Here is an 18,848-nt window from a genome sequence, read left to right as displayed (position 1 = left end):
AGCTTTACCGATGAGTGCACCGCAACCGCAGATGATCTTCGTCAACCTGCCCGTGCAGGATCTGAACGCATCCAAGGCCTTCTTCGCCGCGCTGGGCTACAGCTTCAACCCGACCTTCACCAATGACGATGCGGCCTGCATGGTCATCAGCGAGAGCATCTTCGTGATGCTGCTGACCCAGCCGTTCTTCAAGCAGTTCACCAACAAGTCGATTGCCGATGCGCACAGCCACACCGAGGTGATCACCTGCCTGTCGGCCGACAGCCGCAAGGCGGTGGACGCCATGGTGGACAAGGCGCTGGCCGGCGGTGCCAGCGAACCGCAGCCGGCGCGCGACTACGGCTTCATGTACCAGCGCGGCTTCCAGGACCTGGATGGACATCTCTGGGAAATCGCACACATGGACGGCGAGCCGGGCTGAGCGGCCGCCGCAGGGAGAATCCCCATGGCTTACGTGGATGCTTACGTATTGCCGTGCCCGCAGGACAAGGTGGCGGCCTATCGCCGCCTTGCCCGCCAGGCCGGCGCAGTGTGGAAGGACCATGGCGCGCTGCAGTACATGGAATGCGTGGCCGATGACGTGCAACCCGGGAAATGGACCTCGTTCCCGCAGGCGGTGAAGCTCAAGCCCGGCGAAACGGTGATCGTGGCCTTCGTGGTGTTCCGCACGCGTGCCGCGCGCGACCGCATCAACAAGAAGGTGATGGCCGACCCGCGGCTGGCGCATATCGGCCCGAAGGACATGCCGTTCGATACCAAGCGCATGTTCTGGGGCGGCTTCAAGCCGATCGTGGAAGCGTGAACGCCGGCGCTTGTGCGGGCCGGGCTCGCATGCTGTGATCGGCGCATGCACGAGCCCGCCCTGAGCCAGCGCCTGGACACCCTCTGGCGGATGGAATCGCCAGTGTTGATCGCGCGCCTGGCGCGGCTGCTCGGCGGCGATGTCGGTCGTGCCGAAGAGCTGGCCCAGGACACCTGGCTGGCCGCGCTGGAGCGTTGGCCGGTGCAGGGCATCCCGGACAATCCTGGAGCCTGGCTGATGACCACCGCGCGCAACCGTGCCATCGATGTGCTGCGCCAGCACCGTCGGGTGGCGCAGCAGCATGCGCAATGGGGAGAGGAACTGCATCCGGCCGCATTGCCCGCGCCCGACGACAGCCAGGCGCTGGAAGACGACATCGGCGATGACCTGCTGCGGCTGATGTTCGTGGCCTGCCATCCAGTCCTGCCTGCCGACGCGCGGGTAGCGCTGAGCCTGCGCCTGCTGGGCGGGCTGACCACGACCGAGATCGCCCGCGCGTTCCTGCAGCCGGAGCCGACCATCGCCCAGCGCATCGTGCGTGCCAAGCGCACGTTGGCGCAGAAGCAGATCCCCTACGAAGTGCCGCGTGCCGATGCATTGCCGGAGCGACTGGCCTCGGTGCTGGAGGCGATCTACCTGGTGTTCAACGAAGGCTATGCAGCCAGTGCAGGCGACGACTGGATGCGACCGGCGCTGTGCGCCGAGGCGCTGCGGCTGGCGCGCATCCTCGCCCATCGCATGCCGGTGCCGCCGGTACTGGGTCTGTTGGCGCTGATGGAACTGCAGGCCTCGCGCGCGGCGGCACGGGTGGATGCGCAGGGTGCGCCGATCCTGCTGGACCAGCAGAACCGGGCGCGCTGGGACTGGCTGCAGATCGAACGCGGCCAGCAGGCACTGGCGCGTGCGGTGTCGGCGGGCGGCGGCGATGACCCCTATGTGCTGCAGGCGCGGATCGCTTTCTGCCATGCCAGTGCGCGGCGTGCCGAAGACACCGACTGGGCGCGCATCGCTGCACTGTATGCGCAGCTGCTGCAGGTAATGCCATCGCCGGTGGTGGCATTGAACCGGGTGGTGGCGGTGTCGCGCAGCGAAGGCGCGTTCGCGGCATGGGCACTGTTGCAGCCGCTGCTGGACGAGCCACGCCTGCAGGGCTACGCACCGCTGATGGTGGTGCGCGGCGAACTGCTGCAGCAGTTGGGGCGGGAGCAGGATGCGCGTGACGCATTCGCCTCGGCAGCGGCGTTGAGCCAGAACCAGGCAGAGCGGACCCTGCTGCGGCAACGGGCCGGCCTGCCGCAGGAAAATTGAAGCCGACAAGGTCAGCACTTGTCGGTTTGCCCCGGAGCGGCTATGTTTCGCGCCCAGCGGGCGTGTTCGCGCCTGTCATTCGTGTGTCGTGACCGAGGAGCGGTTGGATGTTTTCAAGGACGAAGAGCGCACCGCGCGCTTTTGCGCGCCTGCTTGCCTATGCCCTGTGCCTGGCCGTATGGCCGTTGGCCAGCCAGGCCGCAGACAAATCGCAGCAGGCCTACTGGGCCGGCTTTGCCTATACCGCTGACGCCGCCGCCGTACAGGCGACCACCCCGCACGCGCATGCCGTGCTGGAAAAGCGTGGCCTGATTCCGCTCAACCAGACCCTGGCACAGGCGCTCAAGCGCCGCGCGCCGGCCAACCTGGAACTGATCGACCAGCCGGTGGCGATGCTCGACGGCACCACCAGTGCCGTGGTGCTGGCCGCTGCGCTGGACCGCGAGCTGGTATCGGTCGAACCGATCGGCGACCAGTACAAGGTGCTGGTGGAAGTGGCACTGCAGGCGCTGTTCTTCGATTTCCGCGAGCGCCAGGTGATCGCCTCCTATCCGCTTACCCTGCAGCGCATCGACGTGCAGGAGTACCGCCCGGACAGCGACGATATCGATGCGATCGTCGCCGATCTGCTGTACGGCGGTGCCGATACCAGCCTGTCGCAGGTGCTGGCCACCACCCTGGCCCAGGCCAAGCTGCCGGAAGCGGCCACGCGTCGCCTGCAGGTGGGTGCGGTGACCTTGTCCGACGCCACGCTGGCCAAGCTGCCCGACCCGAAGTGGGCCGGTCCGCTGCGCGCCACGCTGGCCCATGAACTGTCCAAGACGCTGTCGTCCAATACCGGTGTCGGCCTGCTGCCGCCGGCCTCGGGCCAGGCGATCGGCGGTGCCATGGCCGCGCGCTTTGCCGACGGCAAGGTCTACCAGCTGAAGATCCCCGAGGCCGACTACGTCATCAGCCTGCAGGTGGATGCGCTGAAGAACGGCGTCATCAGTGAAACGCCGGCGATGAAGACGATGCTGTTCGGCGCCTTCTTCACCGCCAAGGTCACCGAGCCGTTCTCCGGCAAGGTGTACTTCGAACAGCCGCTGCGCAAGGGCGCCACCAAGGTGGTGCCGGTCACGCAGTGGCAGGTCGACCAGTGGTCGGCCAGCTACGAAACCCTGCTGGCCGGCTTCGATGCCTTTGCCGGCGCCGCCGCCAAGCGTGCCGATTCGCGCGCCTGGCTGGACGAGCAGAAGCCCGGCGGACGCCCGCTGCAGCAACAGACCCAAGCCCTCCAGGAGTTGATCAAATCATGTCGCTGATGCGTACCATCCTGCTCATCCTCATCGCCCTGGCGGTGGCCTCGCCGGTCGCCGCGCAGACCGCCAGCTCGCGAGGTACCGGTTCGGCCAGCTACAGCCTGCGCCTGAGTGCCGATACCCGTGCGCAGGCCCTGAACAAGGCCAAGGCCAATGCACTGGAGGCGTACATCGCCGAATCCGGTGCGGCCAAGCTGCGCCTGTTCGAATCGCGTCGCGCCGAGTTCCTCGGTGAAATCGACCGCTACGTGCTCAGCGCCGTGCAGCTGTCGGACAACGAAGACAAGAAGGCCAAGACCTACAGCGTTACCGTCCGCGCCGAAATCAACACCACCCTGCTGCAGACCAAGCTGGACGCCGGTTCGGCCGTGGCCGGTGCCACCGCCGCACAGCGCTCGCTGCTGACCTTCCTGTTCATGGCGCGCTCGCAGGACACCGTGCAGTCGTTCCAGGACAAGGAATACCGCCGCGTCGACGCCAGCAGCAGCTACAGCGAGAACACCCGTGAGGGCGACAGCTTCCGCGGCAACTCGGTCAGCACCAACGGCAGCATCAACCAGAACGGTTCGGTGTCGGTTACCAGCGGCGGCAGCACCACCGCCCGCAGCGACAACATCAGCTGGAAGGTGGCCAACGCCGCCGAAGTCAACACGGCCATGACCGGTGCCTTCAGCGCCGCCGGCTACGAAGTGGTTGAAGCCGAATACGTGGAAGGCGAATCGCGTGGCCTGCTCAGCATCGAGCGCATCCGCAAGGACTTCAGCACCGGCAACGATCTCTCCGCGGCCACCCTGCGTGACACCGCCAACGGCATCCGCGCGGCGAACATCCCGTACATCGCTGTCGGTACCCTCGACGTCGGCATGCGCGACCGTGATCCGGCCAGCGGCAACACTCGCGTGTTCGTCACTGTCACCGGCAAGGTGCTGGACGTGACCGGTCGCTTCCCGCGCACCGTGTCGTCGGTGGGCCCGGTGCAGTTCTCCGGTACCGGCCCGAACGAAACCGTCGCCCGCACCAATGCACTGCAGCTGGCTGCCGAAAAGGCCGCCCAGCAGATGATCAACGAGCTGAACGTCAAGGCGGTCCGCTGACGTTACCGCTGCGCTCGCCGGGCATGGCCCGGCGCTACCGGCCCTGGTGGGTGCCGAGCGTGCTCGGCACCCACCCGCTGCTATCCCCGATCCCGCGCGCCGCATTGCGGCCGTCTCTCCCAAAGGACTCTTCCATGATCCGTAATACCGCTCTCGTCGTGGCCATCGCGGCCGCCACCCTGTCGATGCCGGCCCACGCCCAGTTCGGCAAGCTGAAGGACCTGGCCGGCGGCGCCACCGGCACCTCCAGCAGCAGCGCCAGCGCTGCCGCCCCGGACGAAGCCGCGCAGGAAGCGCTGGTCCGTCGTTTCGTCAGCTCGCAGTCGCACTCGCTGCAGGCACAGACCTCCTTCGCCCGTGCCTTCGGCCTGGCCGAGCAGGTGCAGCTGCTGGAAGCCGAGCGCCAGGCGCTGTCGTCCGGTTCGGTGAACGTCGATGCGATGAAGAAGTCGGTGTCGGTCAGCGAAGCCGCCCAGGCCGCCATCGACGAGCGCCAGGCCGCACAGCCGGAACTGAATGCTGAATCCAAGCAGCACTACGCCGAAGGCCTGGTCTCGCTGCTGGCCTCGGCTGCCGAAGCACAGAAGCTGAGCGGCGAAGCCAGCGGCTTTGCGGCCGGCATGAAGAACCTGGGCGCCACCCAGATGGCCACCGTTGGCCGCAAGCTGGCCGCTGGTGCCTGGGTTGCCAAGGAATCGCCGGGCTTCATCAAGGGCCTGTACGGCTCGACCAAGTCGGCTGTGACCTTCGCCAAGAAGAGCAAGGTGAAGGTGCCGTCCAACGCCGATTCGATGCTGGATTCGCTCTGATACGAGGCAGCTCCGCATGCGTACGACGACTCGATTGATCGGCCTGGGCCTGGCAGCGGCCCTGCTGGCAGCCTGCGGCAAGCAGGATGCACCGGCAGAAACCGCTCCGGCCAAGGACAAGGCTGCCAGTGCACTGGCCAGCAATGCGCCGGTGCAGGAAGCGCCCCTGCGTGGCACGCCGGATTTCGGCGGCACCACCCAGGTCGCGCGTGAAGCCGACGGTATCGGCAGCACCCCGGAACTGGCGGTGCTGGCGGCATTGCAGTCGGCCGTGGCCCAGGTCAACGGCGTACGCGTGGCCAGCCAGATGCAGAGCCTGCGCGCAGGCCTGCATGTGGACGTGGACGGTGAACACGTCGGCGATATCCGCGCCGACGCGTTCTCCCAGCAGATGATTGCCGGCTCGCAGGGCGCGGTGCTGGGCTATGAAATCCTCTCGCAGGATGAAGTGAGCCAGCTCGACGAAGAAACCATCGCCCGCGTGCGTGCCAGCGACGAAGGCTGGAGCTTCAAGGGGTCGGCCTCGGCCAGCGCTTCCGGCGAAGCCTCCGCCAAGGGCGGCTCGGCGTCGGCCAGCGTCAAGGAAAACTACGAAGAGCAGGTCAAGGTGGACGCCAAGCGCGGTGCCAGCTCCTTCGATTCGGACGTCACCCGGCGCAGCATGCGCAGCTACTGGAAGGTGCGTGTACGCGCGCAGATTGCCCAGTACCGCGCACCGGATGAAGAAGGCAAGCCGAAGATCGTGGTGGCCCTGCCGCGCACCAAGTCGGGCAGCTATGCCGTTGGCGATGGCCGGGTGAACGCCGACGAGGTCGCCCAGGCGATCCGCGCGCGGCTGTCCGACACGCTTACCCAGACCCAGCGCTTCATCGTGCTGGACCGCGAGTTCGGCGACGAACTGCAGGCCGAGATCGACCACATCAACAGTGGCAACGTGCGCCTGCAGGACACCGCGCGCGTCGGCCAGCAGCTGGCGACCGACCTGATCCTGATTCCGACCATTGAACGCTTCGAGTACCCGCGCAGCGTGCGCAACCTGCGCATGTCCGATCGCCAGGTGACCTCGTATTCCGGTGGCGGCCGCATCACCCTGCGCCTGGTCAATGCCACCACCGGCCAGGTGGTGATGTCCGACAGCTTCGACCATCAGTTGGCCTCGACCGGCCCCAGCACGCTGCCGCGCGTGGTCAACGGCCGCAGCATGGCCGCCTCGATGATGGACTCGCTGTCCGCGCAGATCGGCAGCACGATCGTCACCACGCTGTTCCCGGTGTCGGTGGTGTCCGTCGATGGCGACCAGGTGGTGCTGAGCCAGGGCGGTGACACCGTGCAGGTGGGCCAGCGCTGGCAGGCCGTGCGCCTGGGCGAAGAGCTGAAGGACCCGCAGACCGGCCGTTCGCTCGGCCGCAGCGAGCATCCGTGCTGCACCATCCGCATCGACCGCGTTGCCGCGCAGACCTCCTACGGGACCCTGGAAGAGGGCGTCGACGCGATGCGCGGTGGTTTCCGCCCCGGCCAGATCGAACTGCGCCAGAAGCTGGGCAGCAAGCCCAAGGCCACCGCCGGCGCAACCGCATCGGCCGCCCCGGCCGCCGCAGCGCGTCCGGCCAGCAAGCCCAAGCCCAAGCCCGCCGCCGCCCCGGCCGAAGACCCGAACTGGTAAGACACCTCGGTTCGAGGCACGTGGGGGTCAGATCCCTTTCCCGCCGGGAAAGGGATCTGACCCCTTCTTGTTTCTGCTGATCCACGCATGGCGTGGATCTACTGTGTCGACCAAGGTCGACACCTACCAAGAGCATCACACGCCGTTCCGACAGATCGCAGAAATCTGTCCAAGGCGGGGAGGGTCCGGTTGCGGGGGGGGACCGCGGCTGCCGGGTGCAGGGCGCAGCCCTGCCGAACCTCTTACCCCTTACACTCCAGAACGATTTCCCTGCTGGAGAGAGCAATGAAGCGAGTAGTACTGGGCGTGCTGGCCCTGTCGGTGTCGAGCGCACTGATGGCGGCCACCCCGAAATTCGATGGCGCGCGGATCTCCGCCGACGTCAAGGAACTGGCCTCCGACGCCTACGAAGGCCGCTCCCCGGCCACCGCCGGCGAACAGAAGACCATCGCCTTCCTCAGCAAGCAGTTCGCCGACGCAGGCCTGCAGCCCGGCGGCGACCTGAAGGACGGCAAGCGCCTGTGGACCCAGGCCGTGCCGCTGCGCAAGGGCGACATCGTCGGCACCCCGCAGCTGTCGCTGCAGCAGGGCGGCAAGACCATCGCGCTGGAGCAGGGCAAGCAGATCGCCGTGCGTGCAGCCATGAACGGCGCCACCAACGTGGATATCAGCAAGGCACCGCTGGTGTTCCTCGGCTATGGCGTAAAGGCGCCGGAGCGCAACTGGGACGACTTCAAGGGCGTGGACCTGAAGGGCAAGATCGCCGTCGTGCTGATCAACGACCCGGACTTCGAGACCGGCAAGGGCGACTTCGACGGCAAGGGCATGACCTGGTATGGCCGTTGGCCGTACAAGTACGAAGAAGGCGCACGCCAGGGTGCACTCGGTGTGCTGATCGTGCATGAGACCGCCCCGGCGTCGTATGGCTGGGCCACGGTGGCCGGCTCCAACACCAACACCATGTTCGACGTGGTGCGCGACAATCCGGCTGACAGTCATCCGCTGCTGGAAGGCTGGATCCAGCGCGATCTGGCGGTCGAACTGTTCCGCTCGGCCGGGCAGGATTTCGAGGCGCTGAAGAAGAAGGCGCAGCAGCGCGACTTCACCCCGGTGCCGCTGACCGGCGCCAGCCTGGATGCGAAGTACGCGGTGAAGACCGAAGTGATCACCTCGCACAACGTGGCCGCGCGCCTGGAAGGCAGCACGCATCCGGACGAGACCGTCATCTACAGCGCGCATTGGGACCACATTGGCGTGGGCGAGCCCGACGCACGCGGCGACCGCATCTTCAACGGCGCGCTGGACAACGCCAGCGGCACCGCCTCGCTGATCGAACTGGCGCGTGGCTTCGCCAAGGCACCGCGTCCGCAGCGTTCGGTCGTGTTCCTGGCGGTAACCGCCGAGGAGAAGGGCCTGCTGGGTTCGGAGTACTACGCAACGCACCCGCTGTACCCGCTGGAAAAGACCGTGGCGATGATCAACATGGACGGCATGGCGCCGTTCGGGCCGTCGCGCGATTTCGGCATCTACGGCGCGGCGCGCTTCGAGCTGCTGGACCAGTTGAAGGACGTGGCCAAGGGCTGGGACATCCGCTACACGCCGGACCCGAAGCCGGAAGCCGGCCTGTTCTTCCGTTCCGACCACTTCCCGTTCGCCAAGCGTGGCGTGCCCGCGCTGTCCTGGTCGGCCGGGCAGGACTGGGTGGACGGTGGCGTCGCGGCGGGCAAGAAGGCGTCCGAGGACTACACCGCCAAGCGTTACCACCAGCAGGGCGACGAGTGGCAGCCGGACTGGGTGTTTGCAGGCGCTGCCCGCGACCTGGAAGTGCTGTACACCCTGGGCAACCAGCTGGCCAATTCGCGCAGCTGGCCGAACTGGAGCAAGGACGAGGCGTTCCGCGCCGTGCGTGACGCCAGCGCCGACCAGCGCAGATAAGCGTAGGCGGGGTGCCACCCCGCCACACCTGGTAGCGCCGGGCCATGCCCGGCGTTTCCGTGAGGGCTTCCATCGCCGCTTTCCGGCCCTTCGTCGCACATCGCTTGTTTGCCCGAAGGGCCGCTCTATGCTCGGCTCACCCCTTCCACCAAGGCGCCGCCGTGATCGCCAGCTTCTCCCTCATCATCCGTCATCTGCTGGCCTGGGCCGCGGCGCTGTTCGTTGCCGGCATGGTCTGGAGTGGCATCTTCAGCGGCATGAACGACGGCCCAGGCTGGGTGTTCGGGCTGCTGGTGATGTTCCTGATGATTTCCGCTCTGGGCAGCGCGATCACCCACGTGCGCCGGGTCTGGCTGGTGGCCGGTCGCCTCGATGGCACCACCTTGTCCGGCCGCCAGCGCCGGCAGATCGAACTGCCGATGGATGCCGGCCAGGCCTTCGCAGTGGTCGAGGCTGCCGTCGGCGAGCTGCCGCGGGTGGAAGAAGTGGAGAGTTCTGCCGGCAGTCTGCAGGTACGTGCCTATGTGCGGCGCGTCGACCTGTGGAACGGCCGGCAACCGTCGCGCTGGAACCTGCCGGCGCGGCTGGCGATCAAACGCAACAGCGTGCTGGCCACGGTAACGCCGGGGCAGGGCACCAGCACCGTCACCCTGCTGTTCGAACCGGACGCCGGCTGGTGGGCCGATCTGCTGGCACTGGATGAAGGCAGCAACTATGAGAACGCCGAAGCGGTGACCCGTGCGATCAGCCGCCGCGTGGCTGACCAGCGCCGCGACGAGCAGGCCGCTGCCGAACAGACCCAGGTGGAAAAGGAACTGTCGGTCGCGCGCTTGAACCTGCTGCACGCGCAGGTCGAGCCGCACTTCCTGTACAACTCGCTGGCCAATGCGCAGGTGCTGACCCGCACCGACCCGGCGCGCGCCGAGCAGATGCTCGGCCACCTGATCCAGTACCTGCGCAGTTCGCTGCCGCAGGTGGACGAATCGGTTTCCACGCTGGGCGTGGAGCTGGAACGTACCCGCGCCTATCTGGAAATCCTGCGCATCCGCATGGGCGCACGGCTGGCGGTGGAAGTGCAGGTGCCCAGCGAGCTGCACGAAGTGAAGATGCCGGCGATGGCGCTGCAGACCCTGGTCGAGAATGCGATCAAGCACGGCCTGGAGCCCAAGCCCGGCGGCGGCACGATCTGGATCCTCGCGCGGGGTTTCGATGACCATGTCACCGTGACGGTCGCCGACGATGGGCTCGGTTTCGGACAGGGCACCAGCGGCACCGGCATCGGCCTGAAGAACCTGCGCGAGCGCCTGCGCTTGACCTGCGGCGAGCAGGCCGGAGTGGCGATCGTGGCCAATTTCCCCAGTGGTGTAGCCGCTACCATGACCCTGCCGCAGTCGGCCAAGGAGCCCAGCCATGCCGCTTGAAGCGCTGATTGCCGAAGACGAGGAGCTGCTGCGGCACTCGCTGGTCGAGCAGCTCGGGCGGCTGTGGCCGGAGCTGAAGCTGGTGGCCGAATGCGAGGACGGTGCCAGTGCGCTGGAACAGCTGGCCGAGAAGCAGCCGGACATTGCCTTCCTCGACATCCGCATGCCCGGCATCAGCGGCATCGAAGTGGCGCGGTCATTGGCCGAACTGAGCCCGCGCACGCAGGTGGTGTTCGTCACCGCCTACGACCAGTACGCCATCGATGCCTTCGAGCAGGGCGCGATGGATTACCTGCTCAAGCCGGTCAGTGACGAACGGCTGCTGGCCACGCGCGATCGCATTCTTTCGCGGCTGCCATCCACGCGACAGGACGATGCGGTGCTGGAGCGCCTGCTGCAGCGCCTGGGTGCAGGCCCGGCCGCCAACGACCGGCCGCCCCTGGCCTGGATCACCGCCAGCAACGGCCGCGATACGCAGCTGATCATGCTCGACGATGTGATCTATTTCCGCGCTGACAACAAGTACACCACGGTGGTCACTGCAGCCGGCGAAAGCCTGCTGCGCACACCGCTGCGCGAGCTGCTGGAAGTGCTCGATCCGCTGCACTTCCGCCAGGTACATCGCTCCACCATCGTCAACATGAAGGCGGTGGCAGCCGTCAGCCGCGACGATACCGGCCGTGGCGTGCTGCGCCTGCGCCAGCGTGCCGAGACCCTGGTGGTCAGCCAGCCGTTCATGAGCCTGTTCCGCGGCATGTAGCCGCAGCCATTGCCATCGACCGAGGAACGAACATGCGCCGTATCCTGCTTGTAGGTGTCGCCGTGCTGGCCATCGCCGGCTGCGAAAAGTCCAGCAACACGTCGATCACCCGCACCAATGCCAATGGCGTGGACACGCTGTACAGCAAGAGCACGGTGGTCGATGGCGTGGCGCGTTTCGAATGCATCGCCAGCAGCAGTGGCCAATGCCATTACCTGGTGCTGGCGCCGGGCTGCAGCACCGACACCGCTTGCGCGACGCCGCCGCTGCGCCGGTTCGCGGTGGCCGCAGGCAAGACCGAGCAGGTGAGCGGTCTGCCGAAGGACTTCCGCCAGTGCGTCAGCGACGTGCAGAAAGAACAATGCCACCGTGACTGAGCACGGTGGCATTGTGGCTCCCCCCGGATTGCGTTCGGCTCAGTAAGCCGGCTGCAGCGTCATGTCGTGATGGTGTTCGGTTTCACCGACATGATTCAGGCGACCCACCAGTTCGGAGTGCTGCTTCATGCGCCCGATCTCGGTCATGATGCGGATGTCCTCGTGGCGCAGCTCGCGCTTGGCGGTGACCGCCTGCTTGTAGTCCAGCACTTCCGGATAGTGTTCAGCCAGGTCCAGCGCTTCGGCCACGTGCTCGACGCTGTCGGCCTTGGAGGTGATGCGCGCGCGGCTGTTGAAGGCCTTCATCCAGCGTTCGAAGCCCGCTGTGCGGTCGAACATGTTGGCCATGAACCAGATCACGAACAGGATCGAGATCCACGAGCCGAACACCACGACCACGCGGGTGAAGGTGATGTGGTAATCGTCGCGCCACAGGTAATTGGTGATCAGGCCGAGGATCAGCAGCGAAGCCGCCTGCCATCCGACGATCGAAGTGATCAGCCATTGGCACTTGGCCTGGGCCAGCACCGCCACTTCATCGCGGATCTGCTGTTCGCTGAGGCTGCGCCAGTGCGCGACCTGTTTTTCGAACGGGCTGCTGTAGAGCTCGTTGTCGCGAAGCAGTAATCCCAAACCCTTGAACAAAGCAATCATGGCTGGCTCCTTGTGGAACGTGCGGCGATCTGCAGTGGACGGTGTGGCGGGTTCAGTTCTAGCACTTCCAGCGAGCGGTGCAATGGCCCCAAGGCCACGCGGCACAAGGGCTCAGCCTGAACAGGTGAATATTGGTGCGCCGCAGCATTGCCCGCGTGGCCTGCGACAAGATGTCGCAGGGTGAAATGTGCTGCGCGCGCACATGAAACCGACGCTGAGCGGATGGGCTCGCTGTGCCGGTCGTGATCGACCAGAATCGGGGTGGACCGCGCAGGACGCGGTCCGTCCCTCCGCCGATCTGGACCCGTGATGCCGCCCTTGCTGCACCGTCTTTCCCGCCCCGTCACCGCGCCGATCCGGCGCTGGGTCCTGGATGCGTTTCCGCGTGGCCAGAGCGGCATCGACTACGACCATCCACTGGGCGATCCCGGCTGGTTCGGGCCGGACAGCGTGACCTGGCGGATGCACGCTGAGCTGCCCTCGATGCTGGCCGGCGGTCTGTGTGCGCTGATGCTGCAGACGCTGCATCCGCGCGCGCTGGCCGGTGTCTACGATCATTCCAATTTCCGCCAGGACCTGGTCGGCCGCCTGCGCCGTACCACTGCTTTCGTGGCCGGCACCAGCTACGCGCCGGCGCGCGAGGTGGAAGCGCTGGTGGCCAAGGTGCGGCGCATCCACGCGCAGGTCCGCGGGCATACCGCGCAGGGTGAGCCGTATGCCGCCGATGATCCGCACCTGCTGACGTGGGTGCACGTGACCGAGGCCTACGGCTTCCTGCAGGGCTATCGCCGCTACGGGCGCGAGGTGCCTGCCGCGATCGCCGACCGCTATTACGACGAGTACCGCTGCGTGGCCGAAGCGCTGGGCGCGGTGGACGTACCACGCAGTGCAGCGGAAGTGGATGCGTATTTCTGTGCACGGCAGCCGGAGCTGGTGGTGGACGAACGCTCACGCGAAGTGCTGCAGGTGCTGTCCGGCGTGCGCCTGCCGGTGCCGGTGCCCGGCCTGTCGCGCGAGATCTTCCTCGGTGCCGGTGCCGCGCTGCTGCCGGACTGGGCCGAGGGCATGCTCGAGCGCAGCGCGCGGCAGCGTGCGCAGGCCGCAGCTTCGGCGAAGCTGATGCAGGGCATGGCGCCGCTGTTCCGCCGCGCGCTGCCCGATGGCCTGGCCAGCCGCGCCTGCGCCCGCGTGGGTGTGCCGGTGGAATCGTTGCGCGAGTGGCCGGCATTGCCCCGGTAGGCGCCGACCTTGGTCGGCGCGCTTTGCCGCGGTGCCCATCCATGCGATGCGTGGATGCCGGAAGAACGCCAACCAAGGTTGGCGTCTACCCATGGAAATAAAACGGGCGCCTTTCGGCGCCCGTCTGCGTTACATCACCACACCTTGACCCGCTTGTCCGGGGCCAGGTACAGCTTCTGGCCTTCCTTCACTTCAAACGCCGGGTACCAGGCGTCGATGTTGCGCACCGTCAACGCGCGGAACTGGCCCGGTGCATGCACGTCGGTCAGCAGCGAATTGCGCAGCGCCTGCTCGCGGCTCTTGCTGCGCCAGGCCTGGGCGAAGCCGAGGAAGAAGCGCTGGTCCGGGGTGAAACCTTCCAGGGTCTGGCCCGGCTTGCCCTGCAGCGACAGCTGGTAGGCATCGTAGGCGGTACCCAGGCCGGCGACATCGGCGATGTTCTCGCCCAGCGTCAGCTTGCCGTTCACATGTACACCCGGGAACGGCTCGTAGCTGCTGAACTGCGCGGCCAGTGCATCGCCGGCCGCGTTGAACTGCTTGAGGTCTTCGGCCGTCCACCAGTTGTGCAGCTTGCCGGTGTCATCGAACAACGCACCGGCGTTGTCGAAGCCATGGCTGATTTCGTGGCCGATCACCGCGCCGATCGCACCGTAGTTCACTGCGTCGTCGGCGGCACCGTCGAAGAACGGCGGCTGCAGGATCGCCGCCGGGAACACCAGGCGGTTTTCCAGCGGCACATTCATCGCGTTGATGGTCTGCGGCAGCATCGCCCACTCGCTGTGGTCGACCGGCTTGCCCAGCTTGGCGATGTTGCGCTGGTACTCGAACAGCTCGGCGCGCTGCGCATTGCCCAGCGGATCATCACGACGGATGTCCAGGCCGGTGTAGTCGCGCCACTTGTCCGGATAGCCCATGCCCACGGTCAGGCCGGCCACCTTGGCCTTGGCGCTGGCCTTGGTCTGCGGTGACATCCAGGCCAGTGCATCGATGCGCTTGGCGAAGGCGGCGATGATGTTCTTGGCCATCTCGTCGGCACGTTCCTTGGTCTTGGCATCGAAGTGCTTTTCGACGTAACGCTTGCCGATGGCCTCGCCGACGGCACGGTTGGCGTCATCCACGGCGCGCTTCCAGCGGTCGCTCTGCTGTGGCGTACCGCTCAGCGCGGTGCCGTGGAAGGCGAAGCGCGCATCGGCGAACTTCTTCGGCAGGTAGGCAGCGGCGCGGTCCAGCGCGTGGAAGGTCATGTAGTCCTTCCAGGCATCCAGCGGCTCGGTGGCCACCAGCTTGGACAGGCCGGCCACGGCCTTGGGCTGCCACACGATGAAGTCCTGCTGCTGGCCCAGCTTGGCAGCGTCCAGGAACGCGGCCCAGTCCATGCCCGGGGCCTTGGCGTTGAAGTCGGCCTGGGTCCAGGGGTTGGCGCCCTTGGTCACGTCATTGGTTTCTTCCTGCGTGGCATGCGCCTGGGCGATCTTCGTTTCCAGGGCGAGGATGCGCTGCGCCTTGCCGGCCGGGTCGGCCACGCCGGCCAGCTGCAGCACCTGCGCGATGTAGGCCTGGTACTGCTTGCGCAGTTCGGCCATGCGGCCACCGCCCAGGTAGAAATCGCGGTCCGGCATGCCCAGGCCGCCCTGCACCAGGTACGGCGCGGTACGGTCCGGCTGCAGCAGGTCCACCGACACCCACAGGCCGAACAGGCGGTCGGTGTAGAAGTTGGTGGCATTGAGCAGGTCGACGTCGGCGCGCACGTCGCCGCCGAGGGCGCGGGCCAGGCCGGCCTTGTCGGCGATCGCATCGATGTTCTTCAGCTGCGGCTGCACCGGTGCCAGGCCGCGCTGCTCGATGCCGGCCTCGTCCATGTAGGCGGCGTAGTAGTCGCCGATCAGCTTGTCTTCGCCGCTGGCCTGGGCGTTGCCGGCAGCGCCTTCCAGGATCGCGCGGGTGTCGGCCTGGGTCTTCTCGGCAATCACGTTGAAGCTGCCGAAGCGCGAGCGGTCGGCCGGAATCTCGGTGTTCTTCACCCAGCTGCCGTTGGCGAAACCGAAGAAGTCGTCACCGGCGGCGATGCTGCGGTCCATGCCACTGGCATCGAAACCAAAACTGCCCAGCATCGGCTTGGCGGCAGCGGGTGTCGCCTCGGCCGGTGCGGCGGTGCCGGCGGCCGGATCGGCCGGGCGGTCGCAGGCGGCCAGGGACAGGCTGGCAACGATGGCCAGTGCCAGGGTGGGGCGGCGCAGCTTGGACATGGACTTCTCTTGCGGCGGAAAACTCCAAGTCTAATCCGCTGCGGGCCGGCTGGACGTGCTCGACAGGGCCAGCACTGTGCGTGATCTGGCTGAACACGCCGCAGCGATCTTCACGCGGTCACCGGCGTGGTGCATGCTGCGGGCTGGATGTCTGCAGTACCCGGGGGAGGGCGCATGCAGGACAGGTCGAGGCGTCAAGAATGGCGTCCGCCGGCCGTTGAGGTCGGGGATGTGGAGGAATCGTTCGCGCATGAAGCCAGCCGACTGCACAGGGAAGACCGACCGATGCCGGCGCTGAGACACGCGCTGGCCCGGCCGTTGCGTGCCATTACCTGGGGCGGCGTGGTGCTGGGCGTGCTGCTGGCGGCTGGCCTGGCCGCGATGCTGTCCAACGATTACCAGCGCCGGCTGGAAGCCGCGCAGCGGCAGAGCCGGGCGTTGGCGGTGGGCAGCGAACGCCTGCTGGCCCTGGAGCTGCGCAACCTGGAACGGGCGATGGGCGGCATTGCCGCCGATGCGGCCGAACTGTTCCGCACCGTGCCTGCGCAGGCGCCCGCGCTGTTGAACGCCGCCATTGCCGGCGTGCTGCGCCGGCATGCCGAGCTGCACAGCATCGTCGTGCTCGATACCTACGGTCGCGCCCTGACCGCCGGCACGGGCGACCTGCAATTGCCGCTGTGGACCGATCCGCAACGGCGCGGGCAGGGCAGCACGCTGTACATCGGGCCGCCGCAGCGAGCCCGCGATGGCGGCTGGGTGGTACCGCTGGCGCTGCCGATGGCTGGCGATCGCTGGCTGCTGGCACGGCTGCGCTGCGGCGAACTGCAGCGGATCGTAGGCGGGCTGGATGTGGGACCGAGCGGCCTGGCCTCGATCAGCGACGCTGACGGCTACATGCTGGCCCGTGTCCCAGATCCGCATGGCACCGTCGGCCGCCGTTACACGCTGCCGGCGCGCACGCTGCTGGGCCGGCAGGCAGTGGTCGAGCTGGGCAGCATTCCCGGCGCGGTCGACCAGATACCGCGCATCTCCACCATCAGCACCCTCGAGCACAGCCCGTTGGCGGTGCAGGTCGGCCTGGCCGACGAAGACGTGCTGGCGCCGTGGTGGCCGTATCTGCAGGCGGCGATCGCCATCATGCTGGCCTACGTGGCGCTGCTGCTGGTGCTGCTGTACGCGGTGCGCCGCAGCACCCACCGGCAGCAGTCGATGGCCGAAGAACTGCGCACCGGCCACGCCGAGCTGCGCCTGGCCCATCAGGTGGGCCGCGTATGCACCTGGTACGTCGACGAAGACGCCGCGCTGCTGCGCTGGTCGCCGCTGGCGCGCGAGATCTTCGGCGTGCAGACCGATGCGCTGCCGGTGGCCGAATTCTTCGCCCGCGTGCACCACGATGACAGCGCACGCATGCAGCAGGCCTTCGACCAGGCCTTCGCCGGCAGCGCAGTACTCGACGAAGAATTCCGCCTGGTGCTGCCCGGTGGTGCCGTGCGCTGGGTTGCCGCGCGCGGCCAGCGGGTGGCAGTGGCCGACCGGCAGCGGCGCATGATCGGCGCACTGACCGACCTCAGCGAGCGCTACCAGGCGCACGAACAGATGCGCCAGGTAGAACGCCGCTTCCGCCTGCTGTTCGATCGCAACCCCGCGCCGTTCTGGGTGTTCGATCCGGACACCCTGCGCTTCATCGAGGTCAACGAGGCGGCGGTGCAGCAGTACGGCTACAGCCGCGATGAATTCCTGGCGATGAGCATCCTCGACATCCGCCCGCGCGAGGGCTGGGACGAGGTCAAGGGCGCGATCGCGCAGGTGCGCAGTGGTGAACTGCAGGACGCTGCGGTGCGCCTGCACCAGCGCAAGGATGGCACGGTGTTCGAAGTGCGCGTGCACCTGTCGCAGCTGGATTTCGATGGCCAGCCCGCGTGCCTGGTGCTGGCCGAGGATGTCAGCGAGCGGCTGGCCTACGAACGCGATCTGGCCTATCACGCACGCCACAACCCGGCCACCGGCCTGCTCAACGTGCGCGCACTGAGCGAACAGCTGGACGAGCAGGCCGGCGCCTACACCATCGCCTATGTGCAGCTGCGCGGGCTGCAGCTGGTGGCCGATACGCTGGGCCGCGAGATCGGTGATGCGGTACTGCAGTCGATGGCCTCGCGCCTGGGCGGGCTGGGCGCGCGCTTCGGCCTGCTGGCGTTCCAGCCGGCGGAGGATTTCGTGCTGGCGATCGCGCCGGAACACAACACCCAGCGCGTGCTGGACGATCTGCTGCAGATCGTCTCGGCACCGATGCGCGGCCAGGATTCGCTGCACCAGTTCGAACCCCGCATTGGTGTGGCCGTACATGACGCCGATGCAGGCCACAGTGCTGAACAGGCGATCGGCATGGCCGCGCAGGCGGCGCACGCGGCCCGCGCCGAAGGCAACGTGGTGGCCTGGTTCGATGCGGCGGTGACCATCCGCCTGGCCGACCGCCTGCGCCTGGCCGGGCGCATCCACGCGGCCATCGACAACGAATTCCAGCTGTACTTCCAGCCGATCCGGCACGCCAGCGATGGCAGCCCGGCGTCGCTGGAGGCGCTGCTGCGTTGGCCGCAGGCCGATGGCAGCTTCATCCCGCCCAGCGAGTTCATCCAGTTGTGCGAGGACACCGGCCTGATCCTGGCGTTGGGACGCTGGGTGATCCGCGCAGCAGCACAGGCGCAGCGGCGTCTGGTCGAAGCGGGGTGGGGCGAGCTGTCGATCGCGGTCAACGTGTCGGCGGTGCAGTTCTTCAACAGCGATCTGGTGGCCGAGTTCGCCCGCGCGCAGCAGGATTTCGGCCTGGCCCGTGGTGCACTGCACGTGGAGCTGACCGAGAGCAGCCTGATGCGCAAGCCGGCACAGGCGATGCAGACCATGCAGCGCCTGCACGAGCAGGGCATTCGCGTGTCGCTGGACGATTTCGGTACGGGCTACTCGAGCATGTCCTATCTGCAGCACCTGCCGCTGGACGTCCTGAAGATCGATCGCAGTTTTGTGGCCGACGTGGAAACCAATCCCCGCAACGCGTCGATCTGCCGGGCACTGCTGTCGCTGGGCCACAGCATGGGGCTGACGATCATCGCCGAGGGCGTGGAAACGCCGGGACAGCTGGACTGGCTGGCCGCGCATGGTTGCGACCAGGTGCAGGGCTACCTGCTGGGGCGGCCGGCACCGCTGGAAAAGATCATCGCGCAGCTGGATGAGGTTGTCGCCTAGGC

The 18,848-nt window shown here is 67.3% G+C and carries 15 protein-coding genes; 13 read left to right on the top strand and 2 right to left on the bottom strand.

The window, feature by feature from the left end; genetic code table 11:
• Positions 1-10 precede the first annotated feature (10 nt).
• The 11 genes from K5K93_RS10400 to K5K93_RS10350 all read left to right on the top strand — a co-directional run bounded on the left by K5K93_RS10400 (position 11) and on the right by K5K93_RS10350 (position 11,470).
• On the top strand, positions 11-421 hold the full coding sequence (locus K5K93_RS10400) for a VOC family protein (RefSeq protein ID WP_222387820.1): 411 nt from the start codon (positions 11-13) through the stop codon (positions 419-421).
• Positions 422-445: 24 nt separating this feature from the next.
• Complete coding sequence (locus tag K5K93_RS10395; RefSeq protein WP_222387819.1) at positions 446-802, top strand: DUF1428 domain-containing protein; 357 nt, start codon at positions 446-448, stop codon at positions 800-802.
• Between the two features lie 45 nt (positions 803-847).
• Entirely contained in the window at positions 848-2,110 is a 1,263-nt protein-coding gene (locus tag K5K93_RS10390) for an RNA polymerase sigma factor (protein ID WP_032977077.1), read from the top strand.
• 107 nt (positions 2,111-2,217) lie between these two features.
• Complete coding sequence (locus K5K93_RS10385) at positions 2,218-3,414, top strand: hypothetical protein (protein ID WP_025878385.1); 1,197 nt, start codon at positions 2,218-2,220, stop codon at positions 3,412-3,414.
• Positions 3,405-4,505: a hypothetical protein gene (locus tag K5K93_RS10380; RefSeq protein WP_025878386.1), complete on the top strand. Its 1,101-nt coding sequence runs from the start codon at positions 3,405-3,407 to the stop codon at positions 4,503-4,505. The genes K5K93_RS10385 and K5K93_RS10380 overlap by 10 nt, the downstream gene beginning before the upstream one ends.
• Before the next feature lie 134 nt (positions 4,506-4,639).
• Positions 4,640-5,314 carry a hypothetical protein gene (locus K5K93_RS10375; protein ID WP_032977073.1) on the top strand — a complete coding sequence of 225 codons (675 nt, stop codon included), beginning with the start codon at positions 4,640-4,642 and terminating at the stop codon, positions 5,312-5,314.
• A 16-nt stretch (positions 5,315-5,330) separates the two neighbouring features.
• The gene (locus K5K93_RS10370) at positions 5,331-6,977 is read left to right on the top strand and encodes a CsgG/HfaB family protein (RefSeq protein WP_222387818.1); all 1,647 of its coding nucleotides are present in this window, start codon (positions 5,331-5,333) and stop codon (positions 6,975-6,977) included.
• Between the two features lie 285 nt (positions 6,978-7,262).
• Positions 7,263-8,912: a M28 family metallopeptidase gene (locus K5K93_RS10365; protein WP_025878389.1), complete on the top strand. Its 1,650-nt coding sequence runs from the start codon at positions 7,263-7,265 to the stop codon at positions 8,910-8,912.
• Positions 8,913-9,073: 161 nt separating this feature from the next.
• The gene (locus tag K5K93_RS10360; protein WP_093821374.1) at positions 9,074-10,333 is read left to right on the top strand and encodes a histidine kinase; all 1,260 of its coding nucleotides are present in this window, start codon (positions 9,074-9,076) and stop codon (positions 10,331-10,333) included.
• Positions 10,323-11,093, top strand: coding sequence for a LytTR family DNA-binding domain-containing protein (locus tag K5K93_RS10355; RefSeq protein WP_033830239.1), 771 nt, complete (start codon positions 10,323-10,325; stop codon positions 11,091-11,093). The genes K5K93_RS10360 and K5K93_RS10355 overlap by 11 nt, the downstream gene beginning before the upstream one ends.
• Before the next feature lie 32 nt (positions 11,094-11,125).
• Entirely contained in the window at positions 11,126-11,470 is a 345-nt protein-coding gene (locus K5K93_RS10350; RefSeq protein WP_088099863.1) for a hypothetical protein, read from the top strand.
• Between the two features lie 39 nt (positions 11,471-11,509).
• Here K5K93_RS10350 and K5K93_RS10345 read toward each other — a convergent pair whose 3' ends face one another.
• Positions 11,510-12,124: a hypothetical protein gene (locus tag K5K93_RS10345; protein WP_025878393.1), complete on the bottom strand. Its 615-nt coding sequence runs from the start codon at positions 12,122-12,124 to the stop codon at positions 11,510-11,512.
• A gap of 309 nt (positions 12,125-12,433) precedes the next feature.
• Here K5K93_RS10345 and K5K93_RS10340 point away from each other — a divergent pair, with 309 nt between their 5' ends.
• Complete coding sequence (locus tag K5K93_RS10340) at positions 12,434-13,363, top strand: oxygenase MpaB family protein (RefSeq protein WP_222387817.1); 930 nt, start codon at positions 12,434-12,436, stop codon at positions 13,361-13,363.
• 134 nt (positions 13,364-13,497) lie between these two features.
• Here the strand turns inward: K5K93_RS10340 and K5K93_RS10335 are convergent, their stop codons facing one another.
• Complete coding sequence (locus K5K93_RS10335; protein WP_222387816.1) at positions 13,498-15,609, bottom strand: M13 family metallopeptidase; 2,112 nt, start codon at positions 15,607-15,609, stop codon at positions 13,498-13,500.
• A 174-nt stretch (positions 15,610-15,783) separates the two neighbouring features.
• Between K5K93_RS10335 and K5K93_RS10330 the strand changes: the two genes are divergently transcribed.
• On the top strand, positions 15,784-18,846 hold the full coding sequence (locus K5K93_RS10330; RefSeq protein WP_222387815.1) for an EAL domain-containing protein: 3,063 nt from the start codon (positions 15,784-15,786) through the stop codon (positions 18,844-18,846).
• Positions 18,847-18,848: the final 2 nt, after the last annotated feature.

This window comes from Stenotrophomonas sp. DR822, from assembly GCF_019793815.1.
GTDB lineage: Bacteria > Pseudomonadota > Gammaproteobacteria > Xanthomonadales > Xanthomonadaceae > Stenotrophomonas > Stenotrophomonas indicatrix.
Note: the sequence above shows the minus strand (reverse complement) of the source record. Positions and strands in the feature narration are given on the sequence as shown.